A 17,562-nucleotide genomic window follows, 5' to 3' on the forward strand; every position below is an offset into this window, starting at 1 on the left:
AAAGAACCCCCCCCCCCCCCCCCCCCAAGTTAACAGTAAATCGTTCACTTCTTGTTTTTTCCTCGCAAATGAGGGTAAAATAGGAAGTACGAGTTGCATCGTTATTAAACTTCATACCACATAAGGCTTACTGAATGTCCAACCTTAAACTTGCTAACGCTCAACCTACTCAGCATCAATCTAAAAGAGACCTATCTTTAACCAAGCTAGGCTTAAATAAAGAAGTATTGCAAAATACAGCGACTGCTGGCCTTGCGGATTTCAAACTAACTAGCCCTTTAGCACCAGTCAATGCGGCAGGCTCTAGAGCTTCTTTTGCTATGATAGCCGCCCTAAGAGCGCAGCTTCTTGGTAATGAGTCTGGTTGGAAAAAGCTGAATCAAAAAGGGCAGTCACTCACTATTAATGCTGATTATCAAATTAGCCTAATCGTGACAAGTGGCGATAAAGACACAGGAACCCCTAACTCACAACCAAGCACTAAAAACGGTAAAGGCGAAGAAACAAAAAGCCAAGTACAGCGAAATGTGCAGCTAGGTCAAACCTATAACCTTTTTAATGATAGTCATGATGAGTTTGATGCCGATGACATTCTAGATGATATATTAAACCAAAACGAATCCGTTGACGGTCATGAGCTCTGGATACTCCTATATCATTTCGACCGAGCAAAGAAAGAGCTTAGATATGAACTTTCGCTACCTATTGGTATCACAGACGTGGGAACCAACGGCAAGGTTAAAGTTTCGAGCTGGGCTGATAGAATAATATTTGATGCCATTCCATTCGACACTACACTAACAGAATCGGAATCAACAGAGTTTAGTGAAGACTTTGATTTTGATTTAACCCCCAAAGACACACTTTAATTACTATGAATACACATTTTAACCCCTCCAGACTCAAGCTAGCTAGAACTAGGCGACAACTCACACTCAAGTCGCTAGCTGAGTCGGTAGGACTAACTCCTCGTATGGTATCTGAATACGAAAAAGAACGCTGCACCTCTCAACCTAAAGACGCGACAATTGACGCATTCTCGAAGGCTTTGAATTACCCAGCAGAGTTCTTCTTCTCGGATGACGTTGATGAAGTTGAAAATAACGCTATATCATTTCGGTCGCTAAAAAGCATGAAAGCCTCTCAACAACATGCCGCTGTAGGGGCTGGCGCTATAGGGGTAATGTTAAATTCTTATTTTAGTGACAGGTTTAACCCCGTAGACATTAATATCCCCAATTTAACGGGGAGCGACCCAGAGTTAGCAGCATCAATAATTAGAACTGAATGGAATCTAGGCTCTCAAAGCGTTGGCGATATGATTAATCTATTAGAAAAGCATGGAGTAAGGGTCTTTAGCTTAGATGAAAACACCCTCTCTGTAGATGCTTTTTCTTTCTGGAAGGATGGCACGCCTTATGTGTTTTTAAATACCAAAAAATCAGGAGAAAGAAGTAGGTTTGATGCTGCTCATGAGCTCGGACATTTAATACTACATAGAGATGAGATTCCACAGGGTAAGGAGATTGAAAGGGAGGCAGATAGGTTTGCAGCGTTCTTATTAATGCCTAGAGATACAGTTCTACCGTATAGCGGAAAGTTTTTAACAATCGATAATATTTTAAAGCTTAAGAAAAACTGGAAAGTTTCGGCTATGGCTTTAATATTTCATATGAAAAATCTAGGGGTCATCACTGAGTGGCAATACCGAACATTAATCATTGATGCCAGCAAACTAGGCCTTCGAACCAATGAAATAGATGGCATTCCAAGGGAAACTTCAAAATTAATAAAGCAACTGTTAGCAGCACTCCAAGCTAGGGGCGTTAGCGTTAGAACAATTTCAAATGAGCTAAACCTTCCTATCGACGAAGTTACAGGGCTGCTCTTTATGCTTGGTGTTGTATCGAACCCCAAGAAAGCCAAAGAACATGTACTACGAACAAAACCCTCGCTTACCTTAGTTTGAGAAGCACAGGAAGGCCTTGATAATAGGCCTTCAACAAATGGCTGGCATAAGCCTTGCGGATTTCAAAATTCCAATAGAGCCAAGAAGGCACCATCATTCACCACTAGACACCTCCACCAGCACCTCCTCATGCTAGTGGTAGCGATTCCCTCCTAGCTACTGAGTTTGGATGCTCTGAGCCCCACTCGAAGCTCCCGCACCACAAAATGAGCTTAAACCCTCATCCTCGAACGAAAAGTCTTCAGCAGTCTTAGCAATATCAGACTTTTCAAAAATAGAATAAAGGCAGGATTTTCCATCTTTCGCTACATACACAAAAGAACGGTTTCGGTGAATGTAATACCCACTAGCATTCTCCAAAACTATTTCACCCATAATTTTATTCCCGTTTATAAGTATCTGAGTGCACTGCCTTATGTGTTCTTCCTTGAGCATTTTAGCTGTAGCAACTACGCAAACATCGCCACTCATGCTTTGCTTTATATAGTCATTTCCAGCCATGTAACCAATTAACGTTGGCAGTAGCAATACAGCCACCAACATTGGAATTAGGTGAGCTAAGGTAACACCTGCTGCCATAAATACCGTAAAGCTAGAGACAAGCCCAATAACGATTAACGAGGACTTTATCCACACCCTTTTTGCAAGCCTTTGAGAGGTTCTCTTAACTTTATTAACCGCAACTCTAACTCTCGCGCTCCTGAAATACATGGAGGCAATAATCACACTTAATAAGGCTATTATAATTAGAAAGGGACTATGGAATAATATTGCGTTCAATCTATCAGCTAGGCTTCCCCAATAATTATCAATTCCTAGCTTGCTCATCAAGTGTATATAGCCCAAAACAGCTGAGTTAAAAACCTCTCTAACTTCATAGTTTCCCGAGATGTTTCCCAGCCCCATAGCCAATATAACCCCTTTTTGATATCCAACCCCAAACAGAGCAGAAACCAAAGTCATCAAACCAAATAGCTTTAATACCCAATTTAGAGAATCAACACTTTTGTCTACTTTTTTACTATTAATTCCCTTTATCTCACTTTCTGCAACAGCTTTTTCATTAGCTCCTTTCACACCCCCTCCTTAGATAGCCAAAAGCATTTATAATCAGGTTAATACACTTACCAATCATCAATAGAATCTACCACTACAAGTAATGACTTCACATCAAAATCATGAGTATATCGCTTCGATATTCCGAGCTCGGTCTTCTGGTGACCGACTACAGTCTGAAATAGAGACGTACCTACACCGCACTGTTGAACCTTTGTGATAAATGAATGCCTGAAGCTATGTAACGTGTACCGCTGCCCTTTGTCGTTGCTAGCTGGTATATCTTGCTCCTCCATTAAAGACTGAGCGTGATAAGTTAATCTGTTAGGGTTGCTAACTATCTCAGGGAAAAGGTGACTATCGCATTGCTGGGCAAACTCAACAAATCCAAGTTCAATTAGGTCTTTATGTAGCGGAATTGGTCTGGTTGCGGCGTCAGTTTTACCAGATTCAATCCAAAGGTAATATCTCTGAGTATCATCATCCAACCTTAAGCTGTCACCTGTTAAACCAACGATATCTCCCCTTCTAGCCCCAGTAAAAATAGCCAAGAGAATGGTCCACTGCCTCCAACCATCTAGTTTTATGGCTTTATTTTTGAGCTTCTTAATTTGAGTATCTGAAAAACTAGCGTAACTTGGTGATTTCACCTCATAAATCACGTTATCTGTAGGCGCAGTTAAAAAGATATCCTTTTCCTTTGTTAGAAAAGTACTAAAAAAGCCCTGAAAAACACCCATGAAAGTTTTTACAGATTTTGTAACTATTTTATCAGAATCTGCTATTTCATTTTCATCAATAGCCATAATTTCCTTTATTGACATTTTGTTATATGGCTTGATATTCCCCCTAGGGAAATCTTGATAGCGTGACAGCAAAGCCTTAATCATCTGTCTATTGACAAAAGTGACATCAATGTCTCCAAAAAACTCAATCATTATTTTGTAATAACGGGTATTTTGGGTTGCTACTTTGTGACTCCAACTACTCTTGTACACTCTGAAATCCGCCCAAGCTTCACTCAACAAGTATGGCTTAGCGACAACTGTATCGACCTCTGACTGCTCTTTCGCTTTATGATATAAGCTATCAAAAGTCTCAGACCTACCATTCCATATACGCTCAATCATGGCCTCTGACAGGGTTAAAGCTAACTGCTCGAAATCACGCCTAGGTTCTATTTCTGCTGGTGGAAGGGTTTTTAAGCCGTATTCTGAAGGCTCGTACTTACCACCACCATTTTTAAGGCTATCTCTAATGTCATCACCCATAACTTCAAACATGGTCGTAGCATTACTTTCGTTCTGAAGGTCTCTTTCATGCTCTTGAAGACTGTCAGCCCAAGAATAATCTGTTAGTTCTGCAAATAACTGCTTTAAAGAGATATGTGGAGATTTCATACTTTTGATACGCCTGATAATTGCTAGCTTTGGGGCTATTCTATCAACAGCTTGACTATAAGAGTCAGTAAACAAAGAATATTTTATTTCAGAATTTGAAGTGTATCGTTTGAATCTAGAGGGGACTCTATAACGGAAGTAATATGTGTGATTTCTCTGGAAGATGTAGCGCATTGTGTACCAACTTATGTCTCAAGTTGTGTACCAACTGAATGTTTTGAAGTAAGAGAATTGGGTAACCGCCTGAAAACAGACGGTTACCACATATTCAATGAGCTGGCCGATAAGCCGGGTCCTGTCGTGGACAGTTATTCATCTAGGCCTGCAATCGCTCACAGGCTCAAGCAACCTACCCGGTTCCTACGCGAGCAGCGCACATACTATTTAAAGTAATGGAACCCTATTTGGTCTTGCTTCGGGTAGAGTTTACCTTGCTACGGACTATTGCTAGCCGCACGGTGCGCTCTTACCGCACCCTTTCACCCTTACCATCTTAGCCAAAGCCAAAATGGCGGTCTTCTCTCTGTTGCACTTGTCGTCGGTTCACACCGCCCAGGCGTTACCTGGTACCCTGCTCTTTGAAGCCCGGACTTTCCTCCCCGTACCTAAGTACGCGGCAACTGTCTGGCCAACTCGGCGCGGATTATAGCGTAAGCACGCCGACAAACCAATGCTAAAAAGCTCTCGCAGTTATAAATCCAACTCTAGGCCGTATTTATACAAGGCATTTTTCTTTAAGCCGTGGATCTGCGCTGCAATAGCGGCTGCCTTTTTAAGCGGTAATTCTTCGCTTAACAGTTTTAGTGTTGCCACGGCAACCGCTGGGATGCCTTCTTCATCAGATAAGGCAAAACCGTGGCACATTAACACGATTTCACCTTTTTGCTGGTTATCGTCAGCCTGCACCGCACTTAGCACTTCTGCTGCGGTTCCGGTTAAAAATGTTTCAAAGGTTTTGGTGACTTCGCGTGCCATAACCACTTGCCTATCGTTGCCCAATACTTGTGCGATAGCGCTTAAACTGTATACAATCCGATGCGGTGACTCGTAAAAAATTAAGGTGCGTGGATCTTCTTTAAGCATTTCAAGCTTATCGATACGGGCTTTTTCTTTTGATGGTAAAAAACCTTCAAAACTAAAACGATCAGACGGTAAGCCTGATGCACTTAATGCGGTAATAGCAGCGCAAGCGCCCGGTAAAGGCACAACCCGATGACCAGCTTGACGCACATGATTGACGAGGTGATAACCTGGGTCTGAAATCAATGGTGTGCCCGCATCTGAAATCAACGCTATCGATTTGCCTTGATTAAGTTGTTCAACAATCCATTGGGCACGGTCACGTTCATTATGATCATGCAGAGCCGTTTTACGGGTTTCAATACCAAAGTGACTGAGCAACTTGCCGCTGTGCCTTGTGTCTTCACAGGCAATTAAATCGACCTGTTGCAACACCGCCAATGCACGAGCGCTGATGTCGCCTAAATTACCAATAGGGGTGGGTACAATATACAGCGCGACCATTTGGTCCATAATTACCTCGATAATGAATCTACCTGATACTTTCGCCCAGCGTAAGAGCAGGTTAAACTAGTGCCAGTATCTTAACAGAGTGAAGCCAAGTGTTAAAAAGACTGAATACGACAAAATTTGTGTGCGCGATAATTTTCTCTGTCTTATTGGTAGGCTGTGCTACCGACCAGCAACGAAAACAAAGAGAATATGTTGAAATAAGCACATCATTGGTTGCCGCCGAACATCCGGCTAAAATCTACTTAACCGAAGCCAAAAATAGCAGTTTACCAGAAAAGCGTGATCGTTATTTACTACTCGCTGCACATGCCTATATTAATAATGGCAATGTGAATTCGGCCACCAACATTTTAACCTCAATGCAAAAGACGATGGTTAACGTGCCGACGCTTCAGGCTGAACATATTTATTTGCGCGCCCGTATTGTTGAGAAGACTAATGGCAGCGAAGCCGCATTAAACTTATTGCAGTATCCACCACATTGGCAGCTACCTCGCTGGCAGATGGCAAGTTACCATCAATTTAAAGCAAAATTATTTAAAAATACTCAGCAGCCAATTGAACAAGCTAAGCAGCTTAGCCTATTGAGTAACTACTTACCTAAGTCTGAAACCACTGCAGTTAACGATGTGATTTGGTCGTTATTACAACCGCTACAAGAAGAAACCGTACAGTCTTTTATGCGCGATCCGTCAAACCCTATTTTTGCGGGTTGGTTACAACTGACGTTTATTGCTAAACATTATGCAGTAGAACCTACCCAACTTGTACGTTACTTAGGTGAGTGGCAACGTAATAATCCTTATCACCCTGCGGCCATCAAATTACCAGGTGATTTGGAAAAAGCCTTAAACGCTAAGCCTTATCGCCCGCAAAACATTGCCGTTTTATTACCTCTTACTGGCCCGCGCGCGGTTGTGGCAGAGCCTATTCGTCAGGGTATTATTGCCAGCTATTTGTCTGAATACGACAACAATGTGGCCATTAATTTTTATGATACACAGCTCGGCGCTACCAACGCTTACAATGAAGCAGTTACCCAAGGTGCTGAGTTTATTATTGGTCCGTTACTGCCTAATGAAGTTGAAGAGCTTCAAAAAATGAATGACAAACTGACCAATACGGTGCCGCAATTATACTTAAACCAAACAGAGCATTTTACCCCACAACCAAATCAATTTTATTTTTCGTTATCGCCAGCACAAGAGGCTAGCGATGCTGCGCATAAATTGTTTAATGATGGTGTTAAATTACCTTTGCTGCTTGCCAGCAATGACCCCATTGGCAAGCGTATGGCCGACAGTTTCAAACAAACTTGGCTTGCATTGACCAACAATAATGCCGAAGTTCATTATTATGATGCTGGCGACCAAATGAAACTTACCGTGCAAGAGGCATTAGGCGTAAAAGACAGTCAGGCACGTATTAGCAGAATGCGTGACTTATTGGGCAGCCGTTTAGAATCTGATTTTCGATCTCGCCAGGATATTGATGCTATCTATATGATTTCTGGCTCGCAAGATCTCGCATTATTGAAGCCATTTTTAGACGTTAACTTTAGTGTGTTTTCTGAACCTGTGGCGTTATACACTACGAGCCGCAGCCGGTTAGAGAACGAGTCGACTCAGGCAGCGCAAGACCTTAACAAATTGATGATTAGTGATATTCCTTGGTTAATGCGCCCAAGCAATGAAACCCAAATGGTGTCTGAACTGTGGAGCACCTGGAGTAACAGCCAAAAAAGGCTTTATGTTATGGGCTTTGATTCATTAGAGCTGGTTAACCGCCTAGCACAAATGCGCGCGTTTCCTGGTTACCAATTTATGGGCCGCAGCGGTGCGCTGTCAGTGAAACAAAATGGCGTAATTGACCGTCAATTATCTTGGGGGCAGTACACCAAAGGACAATTAAAACCGCTATGAATCGCGGCCAATTAGCTGAGCAACGAGCGCGAACTTATCTTGAACAACAAGGTCTGACGTTTATAGCGGCTAATGTGCGTTACCCGTTTGGTGAAATTGATTTAATCATGCGCCAACAAAATGAATGGGTATTTGTAGAAGTGAAATACCGAGCCTCAAATCAATTTGGGGGCGCACTAAATGCGCTGACTCAAAAGCAAATTACTCGGATCCGCTTAGCGGCTGATCACTATTTACAACGACAGAAATTGAATCCACCTTGTCGCTTTGATGTCATCGCGATGAATAATGATGAAATAAACTGGCTACAAGGCTGTTTTTAAGCCGTAACTGATTACCATGACTTGGTTTTATGGCATCATATCGGCCAAATTACCGATGCAGCTCGATTAGCCAATAGTCTATTTACCTTCGGCATAGATAGACATAAATTAGCGTAAGGATTGTTACATGTTAGAACGTATTAAAGATAGTTTCACCGAATCGATTCAGACCAAAATTGATGCAGCAGAAGCACTACCTGAGTCAATTGAAAAAGCGGCAGAGATGATGGTGCAATGTCTACTTGGCGGTAATAAAATCCTATCATGTGGTAATGGTGGTAGCGCGGGCGATGCACAGCATTTTTCTGCTGAACTACTTAACCGCTATGAAATTGAACGTCCGCCATTACCAGCAATAGCATTAAGCTGCGATACCTCAACGATTACCGCTATCGCTAACGATTACAGCTACGATGAGATTTTCTCTAAACAGATTTTAGCCCTTGGGCAACCGGGTGATATTTTACTGGCTATTTCAACTAGCGGTAACTCGGGTAACGTCATCAAAGCCATGGAAGCTGCATTAAGCCGCGACATGACCATTGTTGCATTAACCGGTAAAGATGGCGGTGCAATGGCTGGCCTAATGAGTGCTGGCGATGTTGAAATCCGTGTGCCTTCTAATGTCACTGCACGTATTCAAGAAGTTCACTTATTGGTGATTCACTGCTTGTGCGACAACATTGACCGTACTCTATTCCCACAGGATGAGATGGCATGATCACCCGGTTATTGGTTATCGCAGTGCTAGCATTACTTCAAGGTTGTGCTGGTGCGGTTATGGTTGGTGCTGTGGGTGGCGCCAAAATGGCCAATGACGAGCGCAGCATGAGCACGCAAATTAGCGACACTAATGCTGATTTTACGATTGCCAGTGCCTTGTCAAAACACGATGACTTAAATAATCAAACCAATATTGCTGCAGTAGTCATGAATAGCAATGTGCTAATGATAGGCCAAGCGCCTAATTCAATGCTACGTGACAAAGCAATTAGAGTGGTACAAGAGTTAGAGATTGGCGGTAAAATTCACAACCAGATACGTATTGGTACGCCAACATCATTTACCACACGTAGCAATGACACCTGGGTCACAACCAAAGTCAAAGGCCGCATGTTAAATGAAAAGTCCTTGGATATTACCCGTATCAAAGTGGTCACTGAAAATGGCGAAGTGTTCTTGTTGGGGTTAATTGATCGTAAACAAGCTGACTTAGCGGTTGAGATTGCCCGTAATACTGCAGGCGTTCGTAAAGTGGTTAAAGTGTTTGAGTATATTGAACCTGAAACCTAACCCTGTGACACCGTGATTAGATTGAAAAAGCCATCGATAACCGATGGCTTTTTTATGCATAAAAAAGCCAGCAAATGATAGCTGGCTTTAGTAGATAGTCGGACTTACGTTATACAATCAAACCAATTTTTTCGTAGACCTTTTTAATGGTCACTTCAGCACGCGCTTGGGCTTTTTCAGCACCGTCAGCCATGACTTGTCTTAAAAATGCATCATCAGCACGGTACTCTTTAAAACGAGCTTGTAGCGGTTCAAGCATGCCAACAACAGCCTCACCGGTGGCCACTTTCAAATGGCCATACATCTTGCCTTCAAACTCAGCCTCTAACGACGCAATAGATTGCCCAGTACAGCCAGACATTAAGCTAAGCAAGTTAGATACACCTGGCTTTTGCTCGATATCAAAACGCACAACTGGCGGCTCTTCGCTGTCGGTCATGGCTTTTTTTACTTTCTTTAAAATCGTTTTAGGATCTTCAAGTAAACCAATCACGTTATTGCGGTTATCATCTGACTTAGACATTTTTTTCATCGGGTCTTGCAGCGACATCACCTTGGCACCGTGTTCAGGAATAAACGGCTCAGGAATAGTAAAAGTATCGCCATAGGCATTGTTAAAACGCGTTGCGATATCGCGCGTTAATTCAAGATGTTGCTTTTGATCTTGTCCCACAGGGATTTCATTCGCTTGATAAAGCAAAATGTCAGCAGCCATTAATACTGGGTAACCATACAAACCAACGTTAATGTTATTGGCATGCTTTTGCGACTTATCTTTAAATTGGGTCATGCGGTTTAGCTCGCCCATTTGGGTGTAGCAATTTAATGCCCAACCTAACTGAGTGTGCTGCGGCACTTGTGATTGAATAAACACAGTACTTTTTTTCGGGTCGACACCACATGCAAGGTATAGTGCTAACGTGTCTAAACACGCCTCACGCAGTTTTTGCGGGTCTTGACGCACCGTAATGGCATGCAAATCAACAACGCAATATAAGCAATCATGGCTATCTTGCATGGCAACCCATTGACGTAGTGCGCCCATATAATTACCTATGGTCAATTCGCCTGATGGCTGTGCACCGCTGAGAACTATGGGTTTGGTCATGTGTTTTATTGCTCCAGATTATCTTATAAAATTCAAATTATTGTGACTGTAAATATTTGCCGATGTCAGCAAAGTGTTCACATACTGCGTCAGGCTCACTAAGGCCAATATCTTCGCCGTAGTTATAGCCGTAGGTCAAGCCAATCGACATGACATTTGCAGCTTTAGCGGCCAAAATATCATTCTTTGAGTCGCCAACCATCAGTAATTGCGTGCTATCTAGTTGCCATTGTTGTAATAAATGTTGCAGCGGCATTGGGTCTGGTTTCATTTTCGTTAGTGAATCACCACCTAATACCTCAGAAAATAACCCATCAAGGCCAAATGCGGTTAACAACGGCACGGTGAAACGGTACGGCTTATTGGTCACTATCGCAAGCTTGTAGCCGGCTTGCGTTAACTGTTGCAACGTCTCTAGAACATGTGGATACAACAAGCTGTGCTGTTGCAGATGTTCACCGTAATGATGCATAAAACGCGGCATAACTTGCTCTAGTTGCGTTTGCAGTTCAGTGCTGTCCTCTGCCATTGAAGACGCATAACTCAATGCTCTTTGCATCAATACTTGCGCACCATTACCCACCCAACTGCGCACTAATGCGTCCGACACTTGTGGCAAATTACACTCAACCAAAGTGGCGTTGGTCGCTGCCGCTAAATCAGGCACACTGTCAATGAGCGTACCGTCTAAATCAAACGCAATTGCTTTAATGTTTGCCCATTGGCTCATCGGATACCTCGTAAAAATTTCAGAATTAAGATTCAACTTTTGCCAATTCAGCACGCATTTGATCAACCACCACTTTGTAATCCGGTTGATTGAAAATAGCTGAACCTGCAACAAACATATCGGCACCTGCGGCGGCTATGTCTGCGATATTGTCAACTTTAACGCCGCCATCCACTTCTAAACGAATATCAAAGCCACTGGCATCAATAAGCGCACGAACTTGGCGAAGCTTGTCGAGTGTATGTGGAATAAATGACTGACCACCAAAACCAGGATTCACTGACATCAGTAAAATCACATCTAATTTATCCATAACATGGTCAAGATAATGCAAAGGAGTGGCAGGGTTAAATACTAAACCCGCTCTACAGCCAGACTCTTTAATTAACTGCAGTGTGCGGTCAACATGTTCAGATGCTTCTGGATGAAAGGTAATGATTGAAGCCCCAGCTTTAGCAAAGTCAGGAATGATACGATCGACAGGCTTTACCATTAAGTGAACGTCGATATCGGCGGTAATCCCATAGTTGCGTAATGCACTACAAACCATAGGGCCAATGGTCAGGTTAGGAACGTAATGGTTGTCCATCACATCAAAGTGAACCACGTCAGAACCGGCGTCTAATACCGCTTGTACATCGTCACCTAAACGGGCGAAGTCGGCTGATAAAATTGATGGTGCAATTAAAAATGGGCGCATAATCTTCTCTATAGGCAGATCAAAGTGACGACATTTTACCCTTTGCAGCCCTAAGCCTCTAGGCTCTAATGGCAAAAAAGCCTTTTCTATTAGGGATATTTACTAAAAAATAGACCACAAGTCGGATTTGTTGTGTTTAGCCAATAAAGCAGTGTTCAATAACTAAGCTATTTTGCTATAATATTCGAGTTATAAAATGTAGAGTTACATTTTAACACTTGTTTAATACCAACTCTGTTATAACCCTAATTTAATAACCGCGACAACATTGGCACTTTTACGCTGTCATTGCTATATTAATGCGGTGACACAATGTTAGGTATTAGACACAAACCACGGATAGGGCAAACCTTATGGTTAAGCAATTATTGAGCAAGATTTCTGGTCGTGATGGTAAATTTTTACCAGCACCGGTTTATGCTGTATTTGCAACATCTGCCTGCGCTTTATTGTTGAGCCAAGCCATGATGGCCCATGAGGTCGAATCCGCTCAAACTAAAGCTTGTGTTTGCGATAACACCAAAGGCTACAACAACAGCTTGCCAAGTAGCCACCCTTCAAACCGTTGTGCCGAACAATCAAACAATGTCAGTTGGGGTAATTGGGTCACAGGCAACAGCCGTTCTAGTCAATTTCATTTTATTGATTTACTCGAATTAATTCACGGCCACAAAGATAAACCCCTGCAAGATTTACCCAACTCGACTAGCTCTGAAAAAATATAGCCATTATGTCATTTTGGCGCGTATTCAGTAGCACGATTGCAGCCTTCTTTGGGGTGCAAACAGAACAAAATCGTCAAAAAGATTTCCAATCTCAATCACCTCTTCCTTTTATCATTATGGGCATTATCCTAGCCATCGGCTTAGTCATTTCCTTAATATTGATAGTCAACCAAGTACTTAGCTAGCCATAAAACACCATCTATTTTTTAGCTTGAAAAGGTATTAATGATGATAGCGGAGCGTATGCGTTGAGGCCGAAGCTTTGGGTATAGTGGTATTCAATACAATGCAGATAATGCAGTAGAGATGCACATAGAACATGCTCGAAGTGGCGGTAGAAGCGATACTACGTCTATGGCGGTGTTCATTTAGAATCAATTTTGGAAGCACACCAGGCAGGAAGTCTCTCATCTCTCAACACTTTAATATCATGAGCAAAATGACGGATTCCGCTCAACGCATCTTAATCATCATGACGATAGTGATGATCATACAAGGCCATAATCTCATCAACTTTGTTACGTGAACTGCCTTTTTGGCTGATATTACGTTGCACTGAAATTGTTGAAAAAGAAGCGCCGCGATATAACTCACGTGTAAGAGGAATATCGTGGTTACTGATCAATACCGGAACATCTCGCTCGTGAGCAATATGTCTTGAATGACGCGCAAGTAGCGCTTGATCATCAAGGCTAAATCCAGGGCCCGCATAAGTGGTAAAACTGGCGGTAGTTGATAAAGGTGCATAAGGTGGATCGCAATAAATCACATCACCGTTTTTAGCGAGGCCGAACGCTTGCTCGTAACTGACACATTTAAACGTGGCCTGTTGCGCCTTAAGTGAAAAATAGCGGATTTCAGCTTCAGGAAAATATGGTTTTTTATACGAACCAAAAGGTACATTAAACCCACCCTTACGATTGTAACGACACAAGCCATTAAAACCATGACGGTTCATATATAAAAAATACACTGAACGAGTGAAAGGATCGCGTGATAAATTAAACTCTGCACGCACACGATAATACGCGTCTTTGTTGTTCATCTCATCGACAAACATTGCTTTAGCAGCCTTAATATAGACGTCTGGTTGCTGTTTGACAATTTCATAGAGGTTAATCAAATCTTGATTAATATCACAGAGTAAATATTGCTTGTAGTCGGTATTCAGAAACACGGAACCGGCACCGACAAAAGGCTCAATAAGACGGTTTCCATCTGGGAGGTGCTTTGCTAGCTCATCAACGAGTTTATATTTTCCGCCTGCCCACTTTAGAAAGGCTCTATGCTTTTTTATCATGAATAGGAACTATGCCAGCAAAATTAAAGCTGATGATTGTACTCTGTTTAATGCGATTTATCATCGGCTAAAAAGGAATTATTGTTTTGGATATCGATATTTTTCACCTGAGCGTCACACCGCTAACAGGTTATTCTAGTCGCTTATATTCGGTTAAGTCTGCCCACTTTCTTACCCAGGGTGCAGCTAGGCGGTATTCGGTTTGGATCTGCTTTGCTTTAGTCGAAGCTTCTGGTGCAGTATTAAAATCGCCTAGGAAAATCACAAACCGTTGTTGGTGACTCATCACATACACTTGCTTTTCTTGCGCTAGCTTGGCCAAAATAGGCGATAAAGATGATTTATCATGGACACTAACAAGCTGTAAGGTAAAGCCCTTTATTTTAGCAGGGGTGTTATCTCTTTCAACAATTTGGCTAGGCTGAGATACCGCTTGAGCCTGCGCTTTTGGCAGCTCTCCTTGAAATGACAACCCATCTAAAGAAGAGTTAACCTCTATATCGGTATGATTATCAGCTGGCACAACATCTGGTTCTACGGCTTCAACCTCGTCCGCTAAATTGGCTGCAACTTGTTGCTGTATAAGTGCATTCGCTTGTTCGTTTGCAGCTTTTTTTATTTGAGAAAACTGTCGCTGTTCAAAGTATCCGGCTAAATCTTGTTTAGCGTAATCTAACAAATACTGGTTTGCTTTTTGACGTTGTGCGGTTTGCTCTACCGTGAGTTCTTGTGTTGAAGCTGTCGTATCCGTCAACGAGGTATATTGGTAAGCAAACCAGATAGTACTTAATACTATGACAATGAAAAAGAAATATGTCGCGACTCTCACAGCAAAGGGCTTGCTTTGCGTTCCCTCCTCTGGTGCCTCTAACGCCAGGGTTAACAACTCGACAACCTCTTTAGGAGTGCCGTTTTGTTTTTCGAGTTGCTTATGGATAATTTCACGAGGAATAAAGGGTGTTTTTTGACTACGTAATAGCAAGCTTTGATAAAGGCCATCACGCTCAGCACTCGGCAGCGGCTCAATATTAACCTGTAATAACAGTGCCCGAGTTTCATCAGTCAGATCGGCCATCAATGTTCGCCAGAAACTCGGCTCAACCGTCATGGTCACTGCTACAGATTTTCCTGCACACTGAATTTGGCTTAATAAAATGCACTCAGCCCAGATATCTTTAGGCAAGTAATCAGCATCATCAATAATAATATGCAGCGGTTTCTTGAGGCTTGATTGAACTCGAAGGACAGTGTCCATCAAAGGACGTTCATCATCAAAAATCGGGGCAGAGATTAACTGGACTAAAATTTTACGACGAATTTCAGCGCTATCGGCATGTTGCGGACAGATAATGAGTGCAGAATTGTAATCATCAAGCTCACTTGCCAGCGCAGCACTAAGCGTTGATTTACCTGCGCCTTTCTCACCGCATAACACCAGCAGTTGTTCACTGTAGCTGGTAATATGTTGCAAACGCTGTACTAGCGCTTCTTGAGTGGGAAGTAACAATAGACCTGAAGTTGTCAAAACGTCACCACACTGTATTTACGCGCGACTGATAACCTGATTAAGTAAGTCTTCACTTACCTCACTAAACACATCAGCATGGCCTATTTGGGTTGGCAACACTAAACGGATTTTACCGCCTAGTACTTTTTTATCTCGGCGCATATGTTTGATAAAGCTATCAAAATCCATAGATTCTGGTGCAGAGACCGGTAAGTCAAATGCTTGCATTAACAAGGTAATACGTTCAACACTAACCTCATCTAACAGCTTCATTTTGTATGCTGTTTGCGCCGCGAGTATGGTGCCAGCGGCAACAGCTTCACCGTGTAGCCAAACGCCATAGCCCATTTCAGCTTCAATAGCATGACCAAAAGTATGACCAAGGTTAAGCAACGCACGTACACCTTGCTCAGTTTCATCTTGCTCAACCACATCAGCTTTGATTTGGCAGCACTTTGCAATTGCATAAGTTAGCGCATCAGTATCCAGCGCTTTTAACGCTTGTACATTTTGCTCAAGCCACTGAAAAAAATCACCATCCCAAATAACGCCATATTTGATCACTTCAGCCATCCCTGCAGCAAATTCATTTGCAGGCAGTGTCTGTAAGCATAAAGTATCGATAATCACCGACTTTGGTTGGTAAAATGCACCAATCATATTCTTGCCCAGCGGATGATTCACTGCGGTTTTGCCACCTACAGATGAGTCAACTTGAGACAGTAAGGTTGTCGGCACTTGAATAAAATCAATACCTCGCTGATAACATGCTGCAGCAAAGCCAGTCATATCACCAACCACACCACCGCCAAGAGCAACCAGCACAGAATCTCGAGCAAAATTATGCTCAAGTAAACCGGTAAAAATCTTATCGAGGTGTTGTAAGTCTTTGTATTTTTCGCCGTCTGGCAAAATAACTGTTTCAATAGATGTGCAGGCACTCATCGCCTGCTGTACCTGTTTTAGGTACAACGGAGCAATGGTGTCATTTGAAACAATTAAGGCTTTTTTATGCTGTAGATAGCGAGTAAAAATCTCACTGTCATTCATCAAATTCTGGCCAATGTAAATGGGGTAACTTCTATCACCTAATTGAACCTGAATCTGTTGCATGAGTTCTACCTAAAAGCCTAGTTGCTCGATAATTTGGTTTGCGACGATCTTTGCGCTTTGTTCATCCGTCTTAACAATGACATCAGCAATCTCTTCATACAAAGGATTACGGATTTCAGCTAAGCTTTCAAGAACTTCGCGTGGATCATCTACTTGTAACAACGGGCGACGTTTATCACGCTGTGTACGCGCGACTTGTTTGTCGATAGTTGTTTCTAAGTAAACTACTATACCTCGAGCAGAAAGATAGTTGCGGATATCTTTACTCTGAACAGAACCACCACCTGTTGCGAGAACGATACCTTGCCTTTCTGAAAGATCAGCGATGACTTGGGCTTCACGACGACGGAAGCCTTCTTCACCTTCAACATCAAACACCCAGGCAATATCTGCACCGGTACGTTGTTCAATCTCGTGATCTGAATCGTGGAAATCTAAATGCAGCATTTGTGCCAGATGGCGACCAATTGTGCTTTTACCTGCGCCCATAGGGCCTACCAGAAAAATATTACGTTTTTCAGCCATTTCGTATACGTCTGAATCTTATATGGAAGAATGCCTTATCGACTTAAACTCAAGCCGACCTATAATTTAACCTTGCTCTAATGAGACTTGACGAAGGATTATCTCAGTTTAGGGCCATCGCTTGCAAGTCATCGCAGCGATTTATACTGATTTAATTAATTTTCGACAAATTATGCCATGTAAAAATGGCTTACCAAACTGAATCATTAACAACAAAAAAGCCAGCTTTGAAGCTTAATGCCGATCGTTTAAGCGACTTGAACGATCTTTTCTAGGCTTCATAATCGGTCTTAGATTTATTTCTGAGGCCGATTTTTTTATGTCTGAATTTTCTCTAGAGTTACAAGCGACTGCTGAA

18 protein-coding genes, 1 other RNA gene and 1 pseudogene are annotated in these 17,562 nt (G+C 42.4%); 8 read left to right on the forward strand and 12 right to left on the reverse strand.

All coding sequences use genetic code 11. The annotated features are described in order from the left end of the window. Positions 1 to 134 precede the first annotated feature (134 nt). Together IEY48_RS18910 and IEY48_RS18915 are read left to right on the forward strand one after the other, a co-directional pair. Positions 135 to 869: a hypothetical protein gene (locus IEY48_RS18910; protein ID WP_188923104.1), complete on the forward strand. Its 735-nt coding sequence runs from the start codon at positions 135 to 137 to the stop codon at positions 867 to 869. A gap of 5 nt (positions 870 to 874) precedes the next feature. Next, the gene (locus IEY48_RS18915) at positions 875 to 1,969 is read left to right on the forward strand and encodes a helix-turn-helix domain-containing protein (RefSeq protein ID WP_188923106.1); all 1,095 of its coding nucleotides are present in this window, start codon (positions 875 to 877) and stop codon (positions 1,967 to 1,969) included. Positions 1,970 to 2,125: 156 nt separating this feature from the next. Here the strand turns inward: IEY48_RS18915 and IEY48_RS18920 are convergent, their stop codons facing one another. From IEY48_RS18920 to rsmI, 5 genes and pseudogenes are all read right to left on the reverse strand, one after another. Next, positions 2,126 to 3,046, reverse strand: a complete 921-nt coding sequence (locus tag IEY48_RS18920) for a hypothetical protein (protein ID WP_188923108.1) — start codon at positions 3,044 to 3,046, stop codon at positions 2,126 to 2,128. 47 nt (positions 3,047 to 3,093) lie between these two features. Next, on the reverse strand, positions 3,094 to 4,425 hold the full coding sequence (locus tag IEY48_RS18925) for a tyrosine-type recombinase/integrase (RefSeq protein WP_188923110.1): 1,332 nt from the start codon (positions 4,423 to 4,425) through the stop codon (positions 3,094 to 3,096). Between the two features lie 42 nt (positions 4,426 to 4,467). Continuing rightward, a pseudogene (locus IEY48_RS20640) lies at positions 4,468 to 4,599 on the reverse strand (DUF6538 domain-containing protein); the annotation flags it as partial. Positions 4,600 to 4,693: 94 nt separating this feature from the next. Further along, positions 4,694 to 5,061: RNase P RNA component class A (gene rnpB / locus IEY48_RS18930), an RNA gene on the reverse strand. A 54-nt stretch (positions 5,062 to 5,115) separates the two neighbouring features. Further along, positions 5,116 to 5,958 carry a 16S rRNA (cytidine(1402)-2'-O)-methyltransferase gene (rsmI, locus tag IEY48_RS18935; protein WP_188923112.1) on the reverse strand — a complete coding sequence of 281 codons (843 nt, stop codon included), beginning with the start codon at positions 5,956 to 5,958 and terminating at the stop codon, positions 5,116 to 5,118. Between the two features lie 89 nt (positions 5,959 to 6,047). On the opposite strand from rsmI, the gene IEY48_RS18940 reads away from it, so the two are divergent. From IEY48_RS18940 to IEY48_RS18955, 4 genes are all read left to right on the forward strand, one after another. Then, a complete protein-coding gene (locus IEY48_RS18940; RefSeq protein ID WP_188923114.1) occupies positions 6,048 to 7,880 on the forward strand; it encodes a penicillin-binding protein activator in 1,833 nt (610 codons plus the stop codon). Further along, positions 7,877 to 8,203 carry a YraN family protein gene (locus tag IEY48_RS18945; protein WP_188923116.1) on the forward strand — a complete coding sequence of 109 codons (327 nt, stop codon included), beginning with the start codon at positions 7,877 to 7,879 and terminating at the stop codon, positions 8,201 to 8,203. The genes IEY48_RS18940 and IEY48_RS18945 overlap by 4 nt, the downstream gene beginning before the upstream one ends. Before the next feature lie 127 nt (positions 8,204 to 8,330). After that, positions 8,331 to 8,924 carry a phosphoheptose isomerase gene (locus IEY48_RS18950; protein ID WP_188923118.1) on the forward strand — a complete coding sequence of 198 codons (594 nt, stop codon included), beginning with the start codon at positions 8,331 to 8,333 and terminating at the stop codon, positions 8,922 to 8,924. Next, positions 8,921 to 9,496 carry a BON domain-containing protein gene (locus IEY48_RS18955; RefSeq protein ID WP_188923120.1) on the forward strand — a complete coding sequence of 192 codons (576 nt, stop codon included), beginning with the start codon at positions 8,921 to 8,923 and terminating at the stop codon, positions 9,494 to 9,496. The genes IEY48_RS18950 and IEY48_RS18955 overlap by 4 nt, the downstream gene beginning before the upstream one ends. A 109-nt stretch (positions 9,497 to 9,605) precedes the next feature. On the opposite strand, the gene trpS is transcribed toward IEY48_RS18955, so the two are convergent. The 3 genes from trpS to rpe are packed head-to-tail and all read right to left on the reverse strand — an operon-like array spanning position 9,606 to position 12,034. Next, a complete protein-coding gene (gene trpS, locus IEY48_RS18960; protein WP_188923122.1) occupies positions 9,606 to 10,604 on the reverse strand; it encodes a tryptophan--tRNA ligase in 999 nt (332 codons plus the stop codon). 37 nt (positions 10,605 to 10,641) lie between these two features. Next, positions 10,642 to 11,334: a phosphoglycolate phosphatase gene (locus IEY48_RS18965; protein ID WP_188923124.1), complete on the reverse strand. Its 693-nt coding sequence runs from the start codon at positions 11,332 to 11,334 to the stop codon at positions 10,642 to 10,644. 25 nt (positions 11,335 to 11,359) lie between these two features. After that, on the reverse strand, positions 11,360 to 12,034 hold the full coding sequence (rpe, locus tag IEY48_RS18970; protein WP_188923126.1) for a ribulose-phosphate 3-epimerase: 675 nt from the start codon (positions 12,032 to 12,034) through the stop codon (positions 11,360 to 11,362). A gap of 353 nt (positions 12,035 to 12,387) precedes the next feature. On the opposite strand from rpe, the gene IEY48_RS18975 reads away from it, so the two are divergent. Together IEY48_RS18975 and IEY48_RS18980 are read left to right on the forward strand one after the other, a co-directional pair. Then, entirely contained in the window at positions 12,388 to 12,759 is a 372-nt protein-coding gene (locus IEY48_RS18975) for a hypothetical protein (protein ID WP_188923128.1), read from the forward strand. A gap of 5 nt (positions 12,760 to 12,764) precedes the next feature. Beyond that, a complete protein-coding gene (locus IEY48_RS18980) occupies positions 12,765 to 12,944 on the forward strand; it encodes a DUF2970 domain-containing protein (RefSeq protein ID WP_188923130.1) in 180 nt (59 codons plus the stop codon). A 278-nt stretch (positions 12,945 to 13,222) separates the two neighbouring features. Here IEY48_RS18980 and IEY48_RS18985 read toward each other — a convergent pair whose 3' ends face one another. The 4 genes from IEY48_RS18985 to aroK all read right to left on the reverse strand — a co-directional run bounded on the left by IEY48_RS18985 (position 13,223) and on the right by aroK (position 17,204). Then, positions 13,223 to 14,059, reverse strand: coding sequence for a Dam family site-specific DNA-(adenine-N6)-methyltransferase (locus tag IEY48_RS18985; RefSeq protein WP_188923132.1), 837 nt, complete (start codon positions 14,057 to 14,059; stop codon positions 13,223 to 13,225). A gap of 130 nt (positions 14,060 to 14,189) precedes the next feature. Beyond that, entirely contained in the window at positions 14,190 to 15,584 is a 1,395-nt protein-coding gene (locus IEY48_RS18990) for an ATP-binding protein (protein WP_188923134.1), read from the reverse strand. An 18-nt stretch (positions 15,585 to 15,602) separates the two neighbouring features. Beyond that, a complete protein-coding gene (aroB, locus tag IEY48_RS18995; RefSeq protein ID WP_188923136.1) occupies positions 15,603 to 16,679 on the reverse strand; it encodes a 3-dehydroquinate synthase in 1,077 nt (358 codons plus the stop codon). A gap of 9 nt (positions 16,680 to 16,688) precedes the next feature. After that, complete coding sequence (gene aroK, locus IEY48_RS19000) at positions 16,689 to 17,204, reverse strand: shikimate kinase AroK (RefSeq protein WP_160051903.1); 516 nt, start codon at positions 17,202 to 17,204, stop codon at positions 16,689 to 16,691. Between the last annotated feature and the right edge of the window lie 358 nt (positions 17,205 to 17,562).

Source organism: Shewanella saliphila (assembly GCF_014648295.1).
GTDB lineage: Bacteria > Pseudomonadota > Gammaproteobacteria > Enterobacterales > Shewanellaceae > Shewanella > Shewanella saliphila.

Excerpts from the sequence above, each read along its gene's own strand:
- IEY48_RS18910 (WP_188923104.1), top strand. The coding sequence starts at position 135 with ATGTCCAACCTTAAACTTGCTAACGCTCAACCTACTCAGCATCAATCT.
- IEY48_RS18965 (WP_188923124.1), bottom strand. The coding sequence starts at position 11,334 with ATGAGCCAATGGGCAAACATTAAAGCAATTGCGTTTGATTTAGACGGT.
- IEY48_RS18955 (WP_188923120.1), top strand. The coding sequence starts at position 8,921 with ATGATCACCCGGTTATTGGTTATCGCAGTGCTAGCATTACTTCAAGGT.
- IEY48_RS18915 (WP_188923106.1), top strand. The coding sequence starts at position 875 with ATGAATACACATTTTAACCCCTCCAGACTCAAGCTAGCTAGAACTAGG.
- IEY48_RS18945 (WP_188923116.1), top strand. The coding sequence starts at position 7,877 with ATGAATCGCGGCCAATTAGCTGAGCAACGAGCGCGAACTTATCTTGAA.
- IEY48_RS18980 (WP_188923130.1), top strand. The coding sequence starts at position 12,765 with ATGTCATTTTGGCGCGTATTCAGTAGCACGATTGCAGCCTTCTTTGGG.
- rpe (WP_188923126.1), bottom strand. The coding sequence starts at position 12,034 with ATGCGCCCATTTTTAATTGCACCATCAATTTTATCAGCCGACTTCGCC.
- IEY48_RS18950 (WP_188923118.1), top strand. The coding sequence starts at position 8,331 with ATGTTAGAACGTATTAAAGATAGTTTCACCGAATCGATTCAGACCAAA.
- rsmI (WP_188923112.1), bottom strand. The coding sequence starts at position 5,958 with ATGGACCAAATGGTCGCGCTGTATATTGTACCCACCCCTATTGGTAAT.
- IEY48_RS18975 (WP_188923128.1), top strand. The coding sequence starts at position 12,388 with ATGGTTAAGCAATTATTGAGCAAGATTTCTGGTCGTGATGGTAAATTT.
- trpS (WP_188923122.1), bottom strand. The coding sequence starts at position 10,604 with ATGACCAAACCCATAGTTCTCAGCGGTGCACAGCCATCAGGCGAATTG.
- aroB (WP_188923136.1), bottom strand. The coding sequence starts at position 16,679 with ATGCAACAGATTCAGGTTCAATTAGGTGATAGAAGTTACCCCATTTAC.
- IEY48_RS18925 (WP_188923110.1), bottom strand. The coding sequence starts at position 4,425 with ATGAAATCTCCACATATCTCTTTAAAGCAGTTATTTGCAGAACTAACA.
- aroK (WP_160051903.1), bottom strand. The coding sequence starts at position 17,204 with ATGGCTGAAAAACGTAATATTTTTCTGGTAGGCCCTATGGGCGCAGGT.
- IEY48_RS18985 (WP_188923132.1), bottom strand. The coding sequence starts at position 14,059 with ATGATAAAAAAGCATAGAGCCTTTCTAAAGTGGGCAGGCGGAAAATAT.